21 protein-coding genes and 2 tRNA genes are annotated in these 16,001 nt (G+C 44.6%); all 23 read right to left on the bottom strand.

Annotated features, from left to right (window positions below; translation table 11 throughout):
* Nucleotides 1–20: 20 nt before the first annotated feature.
* Nucleotides 21–1,790 carry a Na(+)/H(+) antiporter subunit D gene (locus tag PHX29_03970; protein ID MDD5605051.1) on the bottom strand — a complete coding sequence of 590 codons (1,770 nt, stop codon included), beginning with the start codon at nt 1,788–1,790 and terminating at the stop codon, nt 21–23.
* Nucleotides 1,765–1,992, bottom strand: coding sequence for a hypothetical protein (locus PHX29_03965; GenBank protein ID MDD5605050.1), 228 nt, complete (start codon nt 1,990–1,992; stop codon nt 1,765–1,767). Before PHX29_03965 ends, PHX29_03970 begins: the two co-directional genes overlap by 26 nt.
* Entirely contained in the window at nt 1,989–3,476 is a 1,488-nt protein-coding gene (locus tag PHX29_03960) for a monovalent cation/H+ antiporter subunit D family protein (GenBank protein ID MDD5605049.1), read from the bottom strand. The genes PHX29_03965 and PHX29_03960 overlap by 4 nt, the downstream gene beginning before the upstream one ends.
* Before the next feature lie 2 nt (nt 3,477–3,478).
* Nucleotides 3,479–4,951, bottom strand: coding sequence for a monovalent cation/H+ antiporter subunit D family protein (locus tag PHX29_03955; protein ID MDD5605048.1), 1,473 nt, complete (start codon nt 4,949–4,951; stop codon nt 3,479–3,481).
* Entirely contained in the window at nt 4,948–5,313 is a 366-nt protein-coding gene (locus tag PHX29_03950) for a cation:proton antiporter subunit C (protein ID MDD5605047.1), read from the bottom strand. Before PHX29_03950 ends, PHX29_03955 begins: the two co-directional genes overlap by 4 nt.
* Before the next feature lies 1 nt (nt 5,314).
* On the bottom strand, nt 5,315–5,752 hold the full coding sequence (locus PHX29_03945) for an MnhB domain-containing protein (protein MDD5605046.1): 438 nt from the start codon (nt 5,750–5,752) through the stop codon (nt 5,315–5,317).
* Nucleotides 5,745–6,023 carry a hypothetical protein gene (locus tag PHX29_03940; protein MDD5605045.1) on the bottom strand — a complete coding sequence of 93 codons (279 nt, stop codon included), beginning with the start codon at nt 6,021–6,023 and terminating at the stop codon, nt 5,745–5,747. The genes PHX29_03945 and PHX29_03940 overlap by 8 nt, the downstream gene beginning before the upstream one ends.
* Nucleotides 6,020–6,265 (bottom strand): DUF4040 domain-containing protein, encoded by a 246-nt coding sequence (locus tag PHX29_03935; GenBank protein ID MDD5605044.1) that lies wholly within the window; start codon nt 6,263–6,265, stop codon nt 6,020–6,022. Before PHX29_03935 ends, PHX29_03940 begins: the two co-directional genes overlap by 4 nt.
* Nucleotides 6,266–6,634: a monovalent cation/H(+) antiporter subunit G gene (gene mnhG / locus PHX29_03930; GenBank protein ID MDD5605043.1), complete on the bottom strand. Its 369-nt coding sequence runs from the start codon at nt 6,632–6,634 to the stop codon at nt 6,266–6,268.
* Nucleotides 6,631–6,837 (bottom strand): monovalent cation/H+ antiporter complex subunit F, encoded by a 207-nt coding sequence (locus PHX29_03925; protein ID MDD5605042.1) that lies wholly within the window; start codon nt 6,835–6,837, stop codon nt 6,631–6,633. The genes mnhG and PHX29_03925 overlap by 4 nt, the downstream gene beginning before the upstream one ends.
* Before the next feature lie 65 nt (nt 6,838–6,902).
* A complete protein-coding gene (locus PHX29_03920) occupies nt 6,903–7,517 on the bottom strand; it encodes a Na+/H+ antiporter subunit E (GenBank protein MDD5605041.1) in 615 nt (204 codons plus the stop codon).
* Between the two features lie 23 nt (nt 7,518–7,540).
* Nucleotides 7,541–7,852 carry a hypothetical protein gene (locus tag PHX29_03915; protein MDD5605040.1) on the bottom strand — a complete coding sequence of 104 codons (312 nt, stop codon included), beginning with the start codon at nt 7,850–7,852 and terminating at the stop codon, nt 7,541–7,543.
* A 6-nt stretch (nt 7,853–7,858) separates the two neighbouring features.
* Nucleotides 7,859–8,308: a DNA polymerase ligase N-terminal domain-containing protein gene (locus tag PHX29_03910; protein ID MDD5605039.1), complete on the bottom strand. Its 450-nt coding sequence runs from the start codon at nt 8,306–8,308 to the stop codon at nt 7,859–7,861.
* 21 nt (nt 8,309–8,329) lie between these two features.
* Nucleotides 8,330–8,403 (bottom strand) — tRNA-Pro (locus PHX29_03905).
* Between the two features lie 48 nt (nt 8,404–8,451).
* Nucleotides 8,452–9,177: a 2Fe-2S iron-sulfur cluster-binding protein gene (locus PHX29_03900; protein MDD5605038.1), complete on the bottom strand. Its 726-nt coding sequence runs from the start codon at nt 9,175–9,177 to the stop codon at nt 8,452–8,454.
* A gap of 11 nt (nt 9,178–9,188) precedes the next feature.
* On the bottom strand, nt 9,189–11,054 hold the full coding sequence (locus PHX29_03895; GenBank protein MDD5605037.1) for an NADH-ubiquinone oxidoreductase-F iron-sulfur binding region domain-containing protein: 1,866 nt from the start codon (nt 11,052–11,054) through the stop codon (nt 9,189–9,191).
* A gap of 2 nt (nt 11,055–11,056) precedes the next feature.
* Nucleotides 11,057–11,524: an NADH-quinone oxidoreductase subunit NuoE gene (gene nuoE, locus PHX29_03890; protein ID MDD5605036.1), complete on the bottom strand. Its 468-nt coding sequence runs from the start codon at nt 11,522–11,524 to the stop codon at nt 11,057–11,059.
* Nucleotides 11,512–12,441, bottom strand: a complete 930-nt coding sequence (gene porB, locus PHX29_03885) for a pyruvate synthase subunit PorB (protein ID MDD5605035.1) — start codon at nt 12,439–12,441, stop codon at nt 11,512–11,514. The genes nuoE and porB overlap by 13 nt, the downstream gene beginning before the upstream one ends.
* Entirely contained in the window at nt 12,442–13,617 is a 1,176-nt protein-coding gene (locus PHX29_03880) for a transketolase C-terminal domain-containing protein (GenBank protein MDD5605034.1), read from the bottom strand.
* Nucleotides 13,617–13,910, bottom strand: a complete 294-nt coding sequence (locus PHX29_03875) for a 4Fe-4S binding protein (GenBank protein ID MDD5605033.1) — start codon at nt 13,908–13,910, stop codon at nt 13,617–13,619. The genes PHX29_03880 and PHX29_03875 overlap by 1 nt, the downstream gene beginning before the upstream one ends.
* A 1-nt stretch (nt 13,911) precedes the next feature.
* Nucleotides 13,912–14,454: a 2-oxoacid:acceptor oxidoreductase family protein gene (locus PHX29_03870; protein ID MDD5605032.1), complete on the bottom strand. Its 543-nt coding sequence runs from the start codon at nt 14,452–14,454 to the stop codon at nt 13,912–13,914.
* A gap of 62 nt (nt 14,455–14,516) precedes the next feature.
* Nucleotides 14,517–14,588, bottom strand: a tRNA-Arg gene (locus PHX29_03865).
* 128 nt (nt 14,589–14,716) lie between these two features.
* The gene (locus tag PHX29_03860) at nt 14,717–15,709 is read right to left on the bottom strand and encodes a hypothetical protein (protein ID MDD5605031.1); all 993 of its coding nucleotides are present in this window, start codon (nt 15,707–15,709) and stop codon (nt 14,717–14,719) included.
* Between the last annotated feature and the right edge of the window lie 292 nt (nt 15,710–16,001).

Genomic DNA, 16,001 nt, shown 5'->3' with positions numbered 1-16,001 from the left:
AATGGGTATGGGTTGGATATTCACGCCAAAGCATTTATACAGACGAAAATAATAAAGCCGGACATTAGCACGAGTACCATAAATCCGAGAGGGGTACGATATCGATGTGGATCAAACTGCGCGGGTTCACGTGGCGGAGAAGGTTGGTTTTTCAATTTACTGATAATGTTATTGAAGTGCCAGAAGCAATAACCAACCGGATTTCCAGATATTGTTACAATCTTGCTTACAATTATATTAGCAGCACTGGCTGTAGCGCTAAAGACATTCGATGGTAATTTAACAAATATTTGATATATCAGAGGTGCTGGACGACGGTAAAACCAGTCAAAGTCCAGGGTGATACCCGGCTTGGGTTTAATCCAGTCTATCAATACCCAGAACATTAAGCCGGAAAACAATACAATAGATACCGTTTCCCAGACATGGCCAATTGTATAGGGCTGGTAAAGTGCGTCATATGGCAATAAATCGAAAAGAAGACCTGGAAAAATCCCCAATACAACGCAACTCACAGCTGTTAAAGCCATCCCAATGTACATCCCCACAGGAATGGGCTTGACTATATCTGCTTGCGAGGGCTTTCCGAGCCATGTGTAATACGGCAGTTTTAAACCGACGCTTAAAAAAGTACCCACTGAAGCCAGATTTAGCATTAAAAACGCCGGGATATAATTTGCGGTTTCTGCTGAGTATGTGACCATTCCTTTGCTGACAAAACCACAAAACAAAGGGAGTCCGGATATAGAGACAGCTCCTACCATATATAGTACAAAAACGTATGGTGTTTGTTTTAACAATCCACCAAGTTCATTTAACCTGCTCTTTCCAGTTGAGTAGAGAATCGCTCCCGTTCCCATAAACAGTAGCCCTTTGTTGAGGATATTGGTGAAAGCATGAGCAACTGCTCCATTTACAGACAGCGCCGAACCAATGCCAATTGCCGCCACCATAAATCCTACCTGGCTAACTATATGATGTGAGAGAATTTTACGGATATCATTTTCCAGGAACGCATATATCACACCATAAACTGCCATTATAGCTCCTGCCCATATCAGCAGTTCCAACCCGGCGAAGCCACGCACTAATGCATAAACAGCTACTTTGGTGGTAAAAGCACTTAGGAATACACTGCCGGTCACGGTTGATTGAGGATATGCATCTGGGAGCCAGGCGTGTAACGGGGGGACCGCTGCGTTTACCAGGAAGCCTATTAGAATCAGATATGACGGCGCACCATCCAAAAGACCGAATTCAAGAGAACCTGTTTGAACCAAATGCCATATTATACCGGCGAGCATAAAGCTGCCACCGGCAAGATGAACAATGATATAACGCATCCCCGCCCCGGCAGCTTCGGGGGTTTTCCTTGCCCAAATCAGGTATGCGGAACCAGCCAGCATTATTTCCCAAAATACAAATAAAGAAAACAGATCGCCGGCAAATATGGCACCAAGCGAACCGCCAGCATAGACCATAGCCGCAATTTGCTGGCCCCGGTCCTTTAAATGAAAGGCATATACGCCACCAAAAAAAGCAATAAGACAAAATACATAAGCAAAAGCTACGCTTAACCGGTCTACTGAAAATGGCACAAGTTCAAAATTTAAAAAAGTTATTGTTAACAGGCTGCCATCCTGAAGAAGCGGAAGCGAGAGAAAAACTAGTAGAGAGGAGATAAGAAATAAAATCGCCCTGGTACGTGAAGGCGCAAAAAGCATTACCAGTGCCACAATAAAAAACACCGATACAGGGGGAACGCTATTGATTATTTCTGTCAGACTCATAATAATTCTCGTTGCGATGTAAAAGCGCGCTGATTACAATTTTTCCCAAAAAGAAAATCAAAAGACCTCCAAGAAAACCAAGAAATGCAAAAAATGCCGGTACCTGTGCCCACCATCCTTCTCCGTGGGTAAGGTGAAACACTTGATCCAGTAGCATGAATACGGCAATAAAAATGATAACAAGAATAATCTTTTTCTTCACCAGATAATCCCCACTACTTGCCTTGCAATGTTTTCAGCCAGATTAAAGAAGTGGAAAATTCCATCGGGAAATATACCTAAAAACAGAGACAAACCAGCAGTAACAACAATAGGCATTAGCATAATAGGTGAAGCTTCTTTGGTACCATCACCGTCAGGCGAGTTCTTGAAAAACGCCCGATAAACGATCGGGAAAAAGTATCCTGCATTGAGTAAGCCGCTTATGAGTAACACAATTCCAAAAACTGCCCGCCCATCAGCAAACGCCCCTTCTACCAATAAGAACTTACTGACAAATCCCGCAACTGGAGGCATGCCAGCAAGACCCATGGTTGCAATTGTAAATGCTGCCATTGTCCAGGGCATTTTTCTACCAATGCCGTCAAGCTGGCTGATGTTGGCCAGATGGGTTTTAACGTAAATAGCACCGGCGCAGAAGAAAAGAGTTATCTTCATAACGCCGTGATTGACAATATGAAGCAACGCTCCGCTCCAGGCAGCTTCGGAAAATAAAGCAAGCCCTAATATAATATATGAGAGATGTGCAATTGTAGAATAAGCCAACCGAAGCTTAAGGTTATCCTGGCGAAAAGCCAACAATGATGCGACAATAATTGTAAACGACGCCAGTGCTGCCATAACCCAGGACGCGTCGATATTTAATAATTTTTCCGGTCCAAGGACAAATCCAGTAGCTCTTACCAGCCCAAATACTCCGGCTTTAACGACAGCAACTGCGTGAAGAAGAGCGCTAACCGGTGTTAGGGTTACCATCGCTGAAGGAAGCCAGCTATGGAGTGGTATGATTGCTGCTTTGAAACCAAAACCTAAAAAGAAGAGACTGAATAGTGTGGCAATTTGGGTAAAACTGGCTGCTTCTGGCAAGAAACCCCCAGGTTTGAAATCTAATGTGCCGCTAATCTGATAGGTATATATAATAGCTGCCAGTAGAATTACCCCTCCGGTGATAAGATAAGCCAGGTATTTGCGGCCGGCTTTTAAAGATTCGGGGGTTCCTTTGTGAATCACCAATGGGTAGGTAGCAACTGTGAGTATTTCGTAAAAAAGATAAAAAGTCAGCAGGTTCACCGAGAAAGCCAAGCCAATGGTTGATGAAAGGCACAATGCAAAACTGGCAAAGAACCTGGTTTGGTGCGTTTCGGAAAGCCCTCGCATATATCCTATCGAATAAAAAGAGGTTACAATCCAGAGGAAAGAAGCTAATAAGGCAAAAATAATACCCGCCTCATCAACCTTCAAAGCAAGTTCTATCCCGGGTGAAAGACTGAGTAGTTTGATTTCAGGATAATTCCCAGCCAGAACCTTTTCCAGCATAGAAAAAACAATGGTAAATTTACTCACCGCAGCAATGATGGTAACGGCTTCGCGGGCGTTTGGATTGTTTCTAAGAAGAATGATTAATATGAATGCAACAAACGAAACTAATATTGCAGCTAAAGGCAGGAAGGCTAAAATACCACTCATTTCTATAAGCCTTCCGCCACCGGCATAATCAGGTTATTTATTATAACGACATTTAATGCTCCGGCTACCAGGATTCCCGTTGCGAGGATTAAAATAGGAGCCAGCATTTTTCCTGGAAGCTCCCGAGGATTATCAGAGGATGCTGCCTGGTTATTTAGCGGGGTAAATGCCTTCTCGATAATACGGAAAAAATAAACTGCATTCAGAAGACTGCTTATCAACATTACTGCAACAAAGACCCACTTGCCGCTATCAATACTCCCTAACAGAAGGTACCACTTGCTAAAAAACCCGGCAGTTGGCGGTATACCGATCATTCCGAGAGCTGCGATCGTCAAAGCGCCAATAGTCCAAGGCATGCGCCGACCGAGACCTTGGAAGCCCTGGATATTCCATATACCGTTATGGTGATGAAGGCCGCCTGCAATTAAAAATAAGCTTCCTTTCATTAGGGAATGTGCCATAATATGGAAAATTCCACCGACTATTCCCAAAGGATTGGCAAGACCGATTCCGAGACCTATGTAAGCAACTTGGGCTACACTGCTATAAGCAAGCATTCGCCTGAAATTATTTTGAGCGATTGCTAATATTGAGGCAATAATAATTCCTGCAGCAGAAATCCAGGCAATGATATCAGTTATTGGGGTCAATGTTACCATGAAATCTTGGGAAAATACGTTCAGTAGCAATCTTGTGATTACGTATGCAGGGACTTCTATCTGCACAGCAGCCGAAAAAGCGGCAACAACGGGAGGGGCGTATGTATCAGAATCTGGTAGCCATGTATGAAAGGGGAATAAAGCCATTTTAAGGCACAATCCAGTTATTATGAGAAAAGCTCCGCCAATTACAGAAGGCGAGTCATATACAGCGGGCAGTAATTGAAACACATCTGCCATGTTGATCGACCCTACGGAAAAGTAAATAAACCCAACTCCCAAAAGGTAAAAACACCCCCCGATACTGGCCATTATCAGGTATCGGAAACTGGCAACAGAGGCTTTTCCTCCTCCAATTGACACCAGCGCAAAAGTTGTAAGTGAGGAAATTTCCAGGAACACATAAAGGTTAAACAGGTCTCCGGCCATAACCATTCCGCACAACCCGGCCATGAATAACAATACCAAAGTATATAGGGTTGCGCTTTTTTGCTCGTCGATCATAAATCCAGGCTTGGTAGGGAACATGAGAAGAATGGATCCGATGCCAGTGATAACCAGCACCATAAAACACGTTAATGTATCCATGACAAATTCAATGCCATATGGCGGCGGCCAATTACCAAAGTGGTAGCTCATAGTCCCGGTTTGTAAAACATGAATCGTACTGGTGACTGATAAACCAAACGCTGCTACGGCTCCCAATATCGCCAAATATCGGCTAAGCCTGTACTTCATCATTCCGAGTATACCGGCAATAAAGGCAAACAATATCAAGCTTATGGGTATAAGAGCTGGGAGATGTTCAATCACTTTCCCATACGCTCCAAAATGATGTCTTCTTCAAGACTCGTGTAATTTCGATAAATCGTCAGTAATAAAGCCATCGCAACTCCTGTAGTTGCAACAGAAACAACAATTGCAGTCAGAATCATTACATGAGGCAGAGGGTTGAAATAGATGGCGGCTTCAGTGCCCAATGCCGGATCGATCACTGGAACTGTACCTCCGTCTTTAAGACCGCCTTCTATAAAGAAAAGGAATATAGCTGTTTGAAAAATGTTAAGTCCGATTATCTTTTTTATAAGGTTGCGTTTTCCGAGCATACCATATAGTCCGATAACCAGAAGAATGATAATCATAATATAACTATAGTGAAACGCAATATCTCCCATACTAATCCAATCTTCTTTCTGTCAGCCGGTCAAAAATTACTACCAGGCAGCCAAATACAGCTATACCAATCCAAATTTCAGCAATAAGAATGCCGTAATATCTAAGTTCTGCAGGTTCCAATCCTGGTATAGGCAAAAAACCATAATCTAAAAATACTCCACCAAAAAAAATCGGGGTGAGGGCTGTCAAGATAAAAAGAAACATGCCACCGGTTCCCAGGACGGACGCTCTAGCCGGGGGCAACTTTAAATAGGACTCTTTATAACCCAGGCTTAAACGATGAAGGATCATACTGGAAGCCAGTAACACTCCACCCTGGAACCCTCCACCTGGGCTATAATGCCCGTGAAAAATAACGTACATGCCAAAAAGTTGAATAAAAGGAACCATTATGCGGCAGGTAATGTCGACAATGATGCTGTCATAGCGCTCAATCACGGTCAACTCTCCTGGTTAATATAAGTACACAGGCGAGGCTGGCTGTAAAAATCACCAGTGTCTCGCCCAGAGTGTCAAAGCCACGATAGTCAGCAAGGACTGAAGTAACAATATTCGGAGTATGCATATCCTCCATTGAATTTTCGATATAGAATTCCGATACATTGCCCGCTGCAGGGGATTCCGGATCTCCTGGTACAGATAAACCAGAGGTCGCGTATATCATTACTGCGGCAAAAGCTGCGATAATTATAGTAGCAATAGCCTTCAATCCTTTGACCTCCTTTTCATGTGGAGTACAGCAGCAATCAAGATAACGCTGGTGATGCCTCCACCCAGGGTGGCTTCCACCAGCGCGACATCAACCGCTCCTAAAAGTGCAAACAGTAAAGCCATGCATAAGCTATAAGCAGATAGCACCAGTACCGCCCCTATCAAATCTCTCATATTGAGGGCAACAAGAGCCATCCCAATCAGAAAAGCCAATAACCAAAAATCAAAATTGCCTAGCATTTAGTGTAGTGCCTCGTTTGAACTACTGCTCTCATCTTGCGGAGTGCCCCCATCGTGGCTGAATTCGGGATTGCGATTTTTCAGGGTCCACGGTTCGAGCCCCAGTTTATAAGCTGCTCGGGCAATGGCGTGGGTGGCAGTAGGGCTGGAAACACCCAAAAACAACAGGATAATAAACAGGCGCAATATAGTAATATCAAAACCGTTGTAAATTGCCAGTCCCACAAGTATCAACATTGCTGCCAGGGTTCCCGATTTGCCTGCTGCATGGTTGCGTGCATAAAAATCAGGCAGCCGGATTAACCCGAAGCAGCTGATACTCAAAAAGAACAGCCCTGCAGCAATCAAAACCGCAGCCAGGATATTCATCGTGATCGTTTGCCCCAACGTTCAAAGTATTTACCAAGCGCAATAGATAGCATAAAGTTCAACAGTGCATAAGCCACTGCGATATCAAAAAACATATCAATTCGCTCGAATATGAAGCCGACTAGAACAATCAGTAAAACTGTATTATTGCCAATCACACTAACCGCCAATGCACGGTCAAATACATTTGGTCCTCTTACCACGCGATATAGGCAGACCACGTTGAGTATTAGAATGAAAAAGGCCGCAAATATAATAAAACCTTCCACTATTCCACTTCCTCAAACGTATAGCCACATACCGATTTGGGAGCTTTTTCTGGTGCCTCATTAAAGATTTTTGCGACCCTTGCCTGGGTCTCTCCGCTGGTGAGATTATCACAAGAGGAGGGAATTAGCGCGTGAATCAGGTAATGATTGTTTTCCAGCAAAATGGTCATCGTGCCCGGAGAAAGAGTGATGGAATTTGCCAGAATAACCTGGCTAGCTGACCGGTGGTACCCTGTTTTAAAACTTAGCAGTCTGGGATCGATTGGCATCTTCGGATGGATAACCAGATAGGCGACAAGCAGATTATCTCTAATAATTTGAAACACAAGCCATGGAAGGTACTTCATCAGATTAAATGCAGTCCGGAAAGCGGACTGCATGGTAAGCATACTGTTTCGATCCGTTGGGAGAAAATCGGCAAACATTTCGTGGTTAAAGAATACAATAAATCCGCATATCAATGCTCCGCTGATCAGATAAAATGGCTGGTAATGTTCTGATAGTACCAGCCATAAAGCATATAGCGGAACAAACTGCAGTAGCAGACTGAATAAGACCGCGATTTTGCCTTTAGGCACCTTTGGAATATTCTGGTTTTCCTTATTGGTCATCATTCATGGAATTAAATGAAATATTATCACCGGTCAACCTGGACTTCCAAATGAGTTACGGGCTCGGAAACCCCGAGAATGCTCGCCATGCCAACTATTGTTGATTTAATCATTGTATCCAGGAAATCATCCGTCTTAACGGGAAGATGATCAAATATTACCGATACTTCCTCTTTTTCTATCACAATTTGCATTCTTTTATAAGATGTACTGCCGTTTAGGGGGGAGACCAGCCCGTCAGCTACTCCAGCAATAAAATCATCAACAAATGGTTTGTTTTTTATAGCGCTATTATTAATTACCAGCTTAACTTTTCTTTCTATTGTATCAATTGTCATTGATTCTTATGCTTCTTTTTTTCTAAACATTAACCAATTATTCTCGCTAGTATGAATCAGAACATATTTTCCGAAATACGTGCTGCCGGCAAGTTCAAATTCGATCTTTTTTAAATCATGGCTATGCAGAGTGAAATTACCACTGTCAACAATATGGACAGTGCCGGCACCATATTGACCTTTGGGGATTTCGCCTTCAAAATTTATGTAGTCTAAAGGATGGTCTTCTGTCTGAACTGCCAGTCTTTTGATATTGCTCTCCAGGGGAACCCCTTTAGGAACTGCCCAACTTTTAAGCACTCCATCTATTTCAAGCCTGAAATCATAATGGAGGTGGCTGGCATCATGTTTTTGAATGACAAATTGGAACTGCTGAGGGCTCTCTTTTGTTCCGGAGCCGTCAGGTTCACGAGTTTTTGAGAAGTCTCGTTTTGATTTGTACTTGTCAAGTTTCATACGAGAACCAAATAATAAAAATCGGGGTGAGAGGACTCGAACCTCCGGCCTCAGCGTCCCAAACGCTGCGCGCTAGCCAACTGCGCTACACCCCGCTGTATACATGAGTATAACAAAGGAAGATTAAAGGTTCAATTCAATCGTTAGGGGCGACAAGTCATGCACAGATTGAACTTCTCTGCCTCCAGACCGCTTTTTTTCATCATAAAAGAAACTTGCTTTTCCGGTGCGAAATAGTTTCCACAGGATTCGCACTTTTTCATTTTAAATTCATGACTTGAACTCGGCCAGGTAATGATTCGTTTGTCTCCCTGATCTTCCATCGTAATTGCGTCGGTAGGACAAATCTGAGCGCAAGATCCGCAGGCGATACACGCATCAGCATCATCACAAAACGGTAGTGCTACTTTACGCTCTGTTCCTCTGCTGACGAGGCTTATTGCGCTTTTGCCGACAACTTCACGGCAAACCCGAGTGCATAAAGCGCATAGAACGCAGAAATTGTTTTCCTCTTCTGCCTGAAATCGGCTGGCTTCAATGCCGACGCTCCGGGCCATTTCGATGACTTCCGGCGAATTGGGGCAGCGGGCAAGCAGTAATTCCATTACCAGGCGTCTTATGTTTAAAACCCGCTCTGTTTGTGTTTCTACTACCAATCCATTGGATACTTCATATAAGCAGGATGCAACAAGTCTTTTGCGTTTACCAGTAGTAATTTCAACCATACAAAGACGACATGCTCCATACGCGGCTACTGCCTCACTGACACATAAAGTCGGTATATATATATTGTTATCCTGAGCAGCTTCGAGAACTGTTTTACCCGATTCCGCTTGAATTTCTCTTCCGTCAATTTTAAGCGTTACCATTTATTACTCCGCTATCTTATTTCTACTGCATTGAACTTGCATGCTTTCATGCATGCGCCGCATTTCGTGCATTTGTCTTGATGAAGAACGACCGGAATCTTTTTGCCGATAAATTCAATAGCTTCAGCCGGACATGCCTTCACGCACAACCTGCAAGCCGTACAGTTTTCATCCACAATGTTATAGCTGACAAGTGATTTGCAGACGCCCGCAGGGCATGTTTTATCGACGATATGCGCAAGATATTCTTCACGAAAATACTTAAGAGTGGTCAAAACCGGGTTGGGCGCTGTTTGCCCCAGCCCACATAATGAGCCATTCTGGATTGCCGCTGACATCTCTTCGAGCAGTGCGAGGTGCGATTCTTTGCCTTCTCCTTCACTAATGTCATCCAATATTTGCCTCATCCGGTCCAGACCTTCTCTGCAGGGAACACATTTGCCGCAGGATTCTTCTTCAAGAAACTTGAGAAAATAACGGGCAATGTCTACCATGCAGTTGTCTTCATCCATGACGATCATGGCGCCTGATCCCATCATCGAGCCCACTCTGGTAAGCTCATCAAAGTCAACTGGCAGATCGAGCAGGCTCTCCGGTATACAGCCCCCTGACGGGCCTCCGGTGAGAACTGCTTTAAACTTTTTATTATCCGGTATTCCTCCGCCAATCTCATATATAATTTCTCTGAGCGAAATACCCATAGGAACCTCAACGAGGCCGGTATTATTTATTTTGCCAACCAGGGAGAAGATCTTGGTACCCTTGCTGTTTTCAGTACCAATCGAAGAGTACCATGCGGAACCGCGATTGATTATCAGCGGAACGTTAGCCCAGGTCTCGACGTTGTTAAGGACTGTTGGGCAATCATACAACCCCTTTTCAGACGTGTGTACATATTTGGCGCGCGGTTCTCCGACCTTGCCCTCAATGGATGCCATGAGGGCGGTTGATTCACCGCAGACAAAAGCACCTCCTCCACGGTTAATGCTTACCTTAAAACTGAAGCCTGAACCAAGAATATTATCTCCCAGTAAACCGTATTCTTCTGCCTGGCGAATGGCGATCTCAGCGTTTTTAACTGCCAGGGGATATTCATTACGTATATATATAAAACCGATGCTGGAACCGGCAGCGTAAGCACCGATTATCATACCCTCCAGGATATTATGTGGATTACCTTCCATCAGGCTTCTGTCCATAAAAGCTCCAGGGTCGCCTTCATCACAGTTACAGATAACATATTTAGGTTCGCCGTGGGCTTCTTTCGTGCTTTTCCACTTGGTAGCTGTTAAGAAACCGCCCCCTCCCCTACCGCGAAGACCGGCAGCTGCTATTTCTTCTATCACCTGCTCGGGATTCATTGAAGAAAGAACTTTGGCAAGAGCGGAATAACCGCCTATGGCAATGTAATCATCGATTTCGGTTGGATCTATGTATCCGTTGGCTCCAAATACCAACCTCATTTGCTTTTTGTAGAAAGGCACGTCTTCTTCAGCAACGATTTTATTACCGTTGTCATAAGTTATGTAAAGTAATCTTTCGATCACCTTGCCTTTCATGATAGTTTCACTGACGATTTCTTCTACATCCTCAGGCCGGACATGCTGGTACAGGATGTTTTGAGGCCTGATTACAACTAACAGCCCTCTTTCGCAGAAACCATGGCAACCAGTCGTTTTAACAATCGCACGATCTTTCAGGCCGTGCGATTCAATCGCATCCCTAAAGGCTTTTGCTACTTTTTGCCCACCAAAAGCCTGGCAACCGGTACCACAGCATACGGAAATAGTAGATGCCTTTGGACGTTCAGCAACAATAAGCGATCGCGTTTTTTCAAGTTCATTTAGTGAGGTTAACTTACTGACTATTCTACTCATGGTTAATCATATTTCTCCAGTAGCGGTTTTATCTTATTAACCGTCATCTGACCAGCATACTCTCCGTCGACCACAACCACCGGCCCAAGGGCACATGCACCAACACAGTTAACACTTTCAAGAGTAAACTTGCCATCTTTGGTGGTACCTCCACAACCTACGTTCATTTCATTACCCATTTGCTCAAGTATTTGTGTAGCACCTCTGACGTGACAAGCAGTTCCCATACAAACATGTACGGTATGACGGCCTCTGGGTTTAAGCGAGAATGCTTTGAAGAATGTGGCAACACTGTAAACCTGACTCAGAGGAATACCAAGTTCACTGCTGACAAAATTTATAGCTTCTCGGGGCAAATAATTGTATTCAGTCTGTATGTCCTGCAGTATAGAAATGAGTTGTCCGCGGTCTCGGTTATATCTGTCAAGAATATCCCCCAAGATCTCCTCTTTAACACTTACTTCTGACATTCGTCTTTCTCCAAGAGTTTGTAATATTCCTCAGCGACTCGCTTTTCGATCAGTTTGATGGTATCTTCGGTCAAGTGACGGAAACGCCGCTGTGGTTTCATGTAATCGGTGAGCGGGCGCAGCTTTTCTGGTTTGTAGGTAATGGTATATTTGCCGTTCTCAACTTCATATAAAGGAAACACGCCTGTTTCTACTGCCAGTCGTCCAAGCTTGATGGTTAAATTGGTAGCGCATCCCCATCCTGTGGGGCACCCCGAAAAGATATGGATGTAAGACGGCCCTTTTGTGGCAACTGCTTTCTTCACTTTTTCAATCAGGTCAACCGGATAACTGGGGCAGGCAGTAGCTACGTAAGGAATACGATGGGCAACTGCTATTCCTGGAAGGTCTTTCTTCCAGCTGAATTGACCAATGCTTTTTTTACCAGCAGGAGAAGTGGTGGTAGTGGCTCCGTAGGGCGTGGCAGAAGAGCGCTGGATACCAGTATTCATATACCCTTCATTGTCCAGGCAGATATAAACAAAGTCATGACCTCTTTCCAGGGCTCCGGATAAAGCTTGAAGCCCAATATCAACGGTTGCACCGTCACCGGCTATGGCTACTACTTTAGTATTCTGGTGATTGTAACGGCCTTTGCGTGCCATTACTTTTAATCCAGCCTCTACTCCTGATGCAACTGCAGCTGTATTCTCAAATAGTGTGTGTATCCATGGTAACCGCCATGAAGTATATGGTAGCTGGCTGGCGATAATCTCCATGCAGCCGGTGGCATTAACTACTATTGCGTTACGTCCGATAGCTTTAAAAGCCTGCCGGATGGCCAGCACTTCACCGCAACCGATGCAAGCCCGGTGACCTGGGGCAAGGCTTTCAATTTCTGGTAGCAACCGTGGGACATATACACTTTGACCTATCATTTATTTCCTCACGCCGAAAATTTCATATTCATTTGGACTTCCGTTCCTTGCAATTTCTTGTCCGCGGAGTATTATGGTCTCAAAGCCTTCTCGGGTGATATCACGCCCACCAAGGCCGCCAACAAAACTGACAATTGCAGGCTTTTTCGGCTCGTTGTAAAGGGCTGCTTTAACCTCACTGGCAACCGGTCCCCCCGGGCCACCGGTTGAGATTGCCCTATCTAAAACGATAAGGGTTTTAACGCCGCCAACGGCCTTTCTTAGCTCCTCAAAAGGAAACGGGCGCCATAATCTGATGCGCACCAAGCCAACCTTATGGCCTTGTTCGCGCAGACTGTCAATAGCCGTCATGGCAGTTTCACTGAAGCTCCCCATTGTAAGCAGCAAGGTGTCAGCTTCATCTGTAAGATATTGCTCAACAGGCTGATAATAACGGCCAAATTGCTGGCCGAATTCATGCCAGGTTTTTATTATTGTGTCATATGAATTTTTTAGATTGACTTCTTGTGCCCATTTTGCCTCGGTAAAGATGAAGGGTGGCGCGAAGTCCCCCATGGCTACTGGCTTATCGGGATGAAGCGGTAATGGGTAGTTGTTTGGGGGTAAAAACCGACTTACTTCTTCTTTTTCAGGGATAATAATGGGTTCTATCATATGAGATAGATGGAACCCATCAAGGTTTACCATCACTGGAAGTAACACGTTGGGATCTTCGCCCATCCTGAAGGCGCAGATTATATTATCAACGGCTTCCTGTCCATTTTCAACAAATAACTGAATCCATCCTACATCTCGGGCAGCCATCACGTCTGAATGGTCACCCCAAACACTTAGAGGAGATGAAACAGCGCGGTTGGTAACCGCCATAACTACTGGCAGCCTCATCGCGCTGGCTACAAATAGAACTTCATGCATTAGCTCGAGACCCTGCCCTGCCGAAGCTGTAAAAGTTCTGGCTCCTGATGCAGCTGAGCCCAGACACGCACTCATGGCAGAGTGCTCTGATTCAACGGGAATATATTCTGCGTCAAGCTCGCCATTTGCAACCAGGTCGGCCAGATGTTCCACGATGTGAGTTTGTGGTGTAATCGGATATGCGGCTACCACGTCTACATCGCAAGCAGCGGCTACTTCGCTGATTGCTATGGAGGTTTCAATACCGACTCTTTTAGCCATTATTCAACCTCCTCTGTCATACTAATTACATATACGGGGCATTCAGTGGCGCAGATGCCGCACCCTTTACAATAGAACATATCAGCCTCAAAAAAGCCTTCCTTGTTTTGATTTATGCAGCCTTCGGGGCAATAAATGGCACATACTCCACATTTGATACATCGATCAAATATGTACTCTGGCCGCTGGGAACGCCAGTCGCCAGTGCGATACTGGCTGGCATTGCCTGGGGTCGTGACTATAGCCCCTATTTCAATGTCTTGCCAGGTAAGTTCGTTGTCTGGTTTAGCCAATCTACTGCTCCTTTATCATGGTTTCTTTAAATGCCCGGTTCATGGCGTTAATATTCTTTTCTGCCAGACGGCCAAAACGGTCTTTAAGAGGCTCAACCAGATCTTCGGGTTTTAATATGCCGCTGGCTTTTATAAGTGCTCCCATCATGGTTGTATTGACAATAGGAACCCCCAGAACCTCTCTGGCAATGGTATTAGCATCTACTGTAGCTACCCGGAATCGGTTATCATAACGGGCGCTGATTTCATCGGGATTAAGCCTGGTGTTGACTATAATCAATCCATTGTGTTCCATACCTGCTGTTACGTTTACCGCGTCCATCAGGCGGGGATCGAGAACAACGACAATATTCGGATCGTTAACTTCGGCACGGCTACGTATCGGGCCGGAACTAATTCGATCAAAGGCAAGAACCGGCGCTCCGCGCCTTTCTGGCCCGAATGCTGGGAATGCCTGGGCATATCCACCGGTTTCGATGGCTGCTCTCGCTATAAGTTCGGCTGAAGTTACCGCCCCTTGGCCACCCCGACCGTGCCACCGGATTCCAATAATATTATGTTTGGTAACTATAATGAGCCTCCCGCTATTTGTTTTTTAATAAGCACCGCCCCTGGAGAGACTCGAACTCTCGCAACCGGCTCCGGAGGCCGGTGCTCTATCCTCTGAGCTACAGGGGCGTATCCGCTAATTTTACCCTATAGCTTAAAGTTTAAGCAATGTTCACTAACTGGTTCAAGGATGAGATTCGGTAATTATGATTGCTGGAAATAATTTTTGAACGTCTTCCAGCAAGTGAAAACAGATGCTAATAATAAAACAAAACGAATGAAATTGACAAGTAAAGGATTATAATTAGCAGAGTATTCCAGCTGATAAAACCAAATGTTTTTCGTTTCATTTTTAACTTTAATCCGGCGATTACGAGCAATGTCATCACTACCATAGTGCCTGCTGTGAAAAGATTACGCAGTGATACCTCTGCCAACAAAGGGCCGGGGGTATAAAAAAGATCAGTTATAAAAATGTTGGCGGTATTCAACATATTGGCACCTAGTATATCGCCTACTGCCAGGTCAATACTCCCCATTCGAAGCGCTGTTATGGCTACCACAAGTTCGGGTAAAGACGTGCCGATTGCCAGAAACAGACTTCCAACAAAGTTGGCACTGAGGTTATAGGTTACTGAAATTTCATCTCCGATCAGTGATAACCAGATGCCGCCCCCGATAATCGCCAGAGCCGCCAGTGCGAAAGTTCCATATATTCGAATACTGCTTAAATGTGAATATTTATCCGACTCTTCAACTTTCGGTTCTGGGTGCTTCTGGTCATAGATAAACATTTGTCTTATACCGAATAAATAACTGCCAAAAATGACAATACTGGTGATTGCCAGCCAGCCAATAGAAAGCTTGGTAACCGGATCACCGATCAAAATGGTGAGTCCGGCAAATGATATTAAAATGATTCCCATCACGGCTGGTAATATGTTGCGACTATTAGCCAAGGACAACGCCGGGGCTTTTCTATTCATTATGTCAAGAATAGCAAGTATGGTGAGGTTAAATGTACAGCTCCCCCAGAAATTCCCCAGTGCCATATCGGGTTTGCCTACAATCGCAGCTGAACTTATACCTGTTACCATTTCTGGCATGGATGTTACAAGTGCAATTAAAACCAGGCCTATCCACATACCTCCCAAGCCGGTTCTCTCAGAAATGGCGTCTCCATAACGGGCTAACTTCGTACCCGCTATCAATATAATGGCGCAACACAAAATCAGTTTTAGCCATACCATCAGTCAGAATGCCTCCAAGTATTAGATTTGGTCAAACTAATCTGAACATTCTACAGGCCCCATCGTATTGAAATCAAACTCCAGGCATCTCGTAACTCGTAAATACAAAGCTATCTTCATTCTGCAAAAGTTCAGATACATATTGGACTCCCGGGGAGGTGATAACCGGGAGTCTTTTTAATGAAACAGATATATGTGGAAAGTTATTACCCGAGAGGCTATAGTCGTTGGATGCAAAAGATCAACGATATACTCTCTCACCCCAAGTCAAAGGAAATCGAGGCAAGGGTAA

The organism is Dehalococcoidales bacterium (genome assembly GCA_028717385.1).
In the GTDB taxonomy this organism is placed as follows: domain Bacteria; phylum Chloroflexota; class Dehalococcoidia; order Dehalococcoidales; family CSSed11-197; genus CSSed11-197.
Note: the sequence above shows the minus strand (reverse complement) of the source record. Positions and strands in the feature narration are given on the sequence as shown.

Bases quoted from the DNA above. Each gene is read 5' to 3' on its own strand.
- PHX29_03970 (MDD5605051.1), bottom strand. From the start codon at position 1,790: ATGAGTCTGACAGAAATAATCAATAGCGTTCCCCCTGTATCGGTGTTT.
- PHX29_03910 (MDD5605039.1), bottom strand. From the start codon at position 8,308: ATGAAACTTGACAAGTACAAATCAAAACGAGACTTCTCAAAAACTCGT.
- PHX29_03935 (MDD5605044.1), bottom strand. From the start codon at position 6,265: ATGCTAGGCAATTTTGATTTTTGGTTATTGGCTTTTCTGATTGGGATG.
- PHX29_03860 (MDD5605031.1), bottom strand. From the start codon at position 15,709: ATGGTATGGCTAAAACTGATTTTGTGTTGCGCCATTATATTGATAGCG.
- nuoE (MDD5605036.1), bottom strand. From the start codon at position 11,524: ATGTCAGAAGTAAGTGTTAAAGAGGAGATCTTGGGGGATATTCTTGAC.
- PHX29_03915 (MDD5605040.1), bottom strand. From the start codon at position 7,852: ATGACAATTGATACAATAGAAAGAAAAGTTAAGCTGGTAATTAATAAT.
- PHX29_03950 (MDD5605047.1), bottom strand. From the start codon at position 5,313: ATGGGAGATATTGCGTTTCACTATAGTTATATTATGATTATCATTCTT.
- mnhG (MDD5605043.1), bottom strand. From the start codon at position 6,634: ATGAATATCCTGGCTGCGGTTTTGATTGCTGCAGGGCTGTTCTTTTTG.
- porB (MDD5605035.1), bottom strand. From the start codon at position 12,441: ATGATAGGTCAAAGTGTATATGTCCCACGGTTGCTACCAGAAATTGAA.
- PHX29_03900 (MDD5605038.1), bottom strand. From the start codon at position 9,177: ATGGTAACGCTTAAAATTGACGGAAGAGAAATTCAAGCGGAATCGGGT.
- PHX29_03920 (MDD5605041.1), bottom strand. From the start codon at position 7,517: ATGATGACCAATAAGGAAAACCAGAATATTCCAAAGGTGCCTAAAGGC.
- PHX29_03960 (MDD5605049.1), bottom strand. From the start codon at position 3,476: ATGAGTGGTATTTTAGCCTTCCTGCCTTTAGCTGCAATATTAGTTTCG.
- PHX29_03880 (MDD5605034.1), bottom strand. From the start codon at position 13,617: ATGGCTAAAAGAGTCGGTATTGAAACCTCCATAGCAATCAGCGAAGTA.
- PHX29_03895 (MDD5605037.1), bottom strand. From the start codon at position 11,054: ATGAGTAGAATAGTCAGTAAGTTAACCTCACTAAATGAACTTGAAAAA.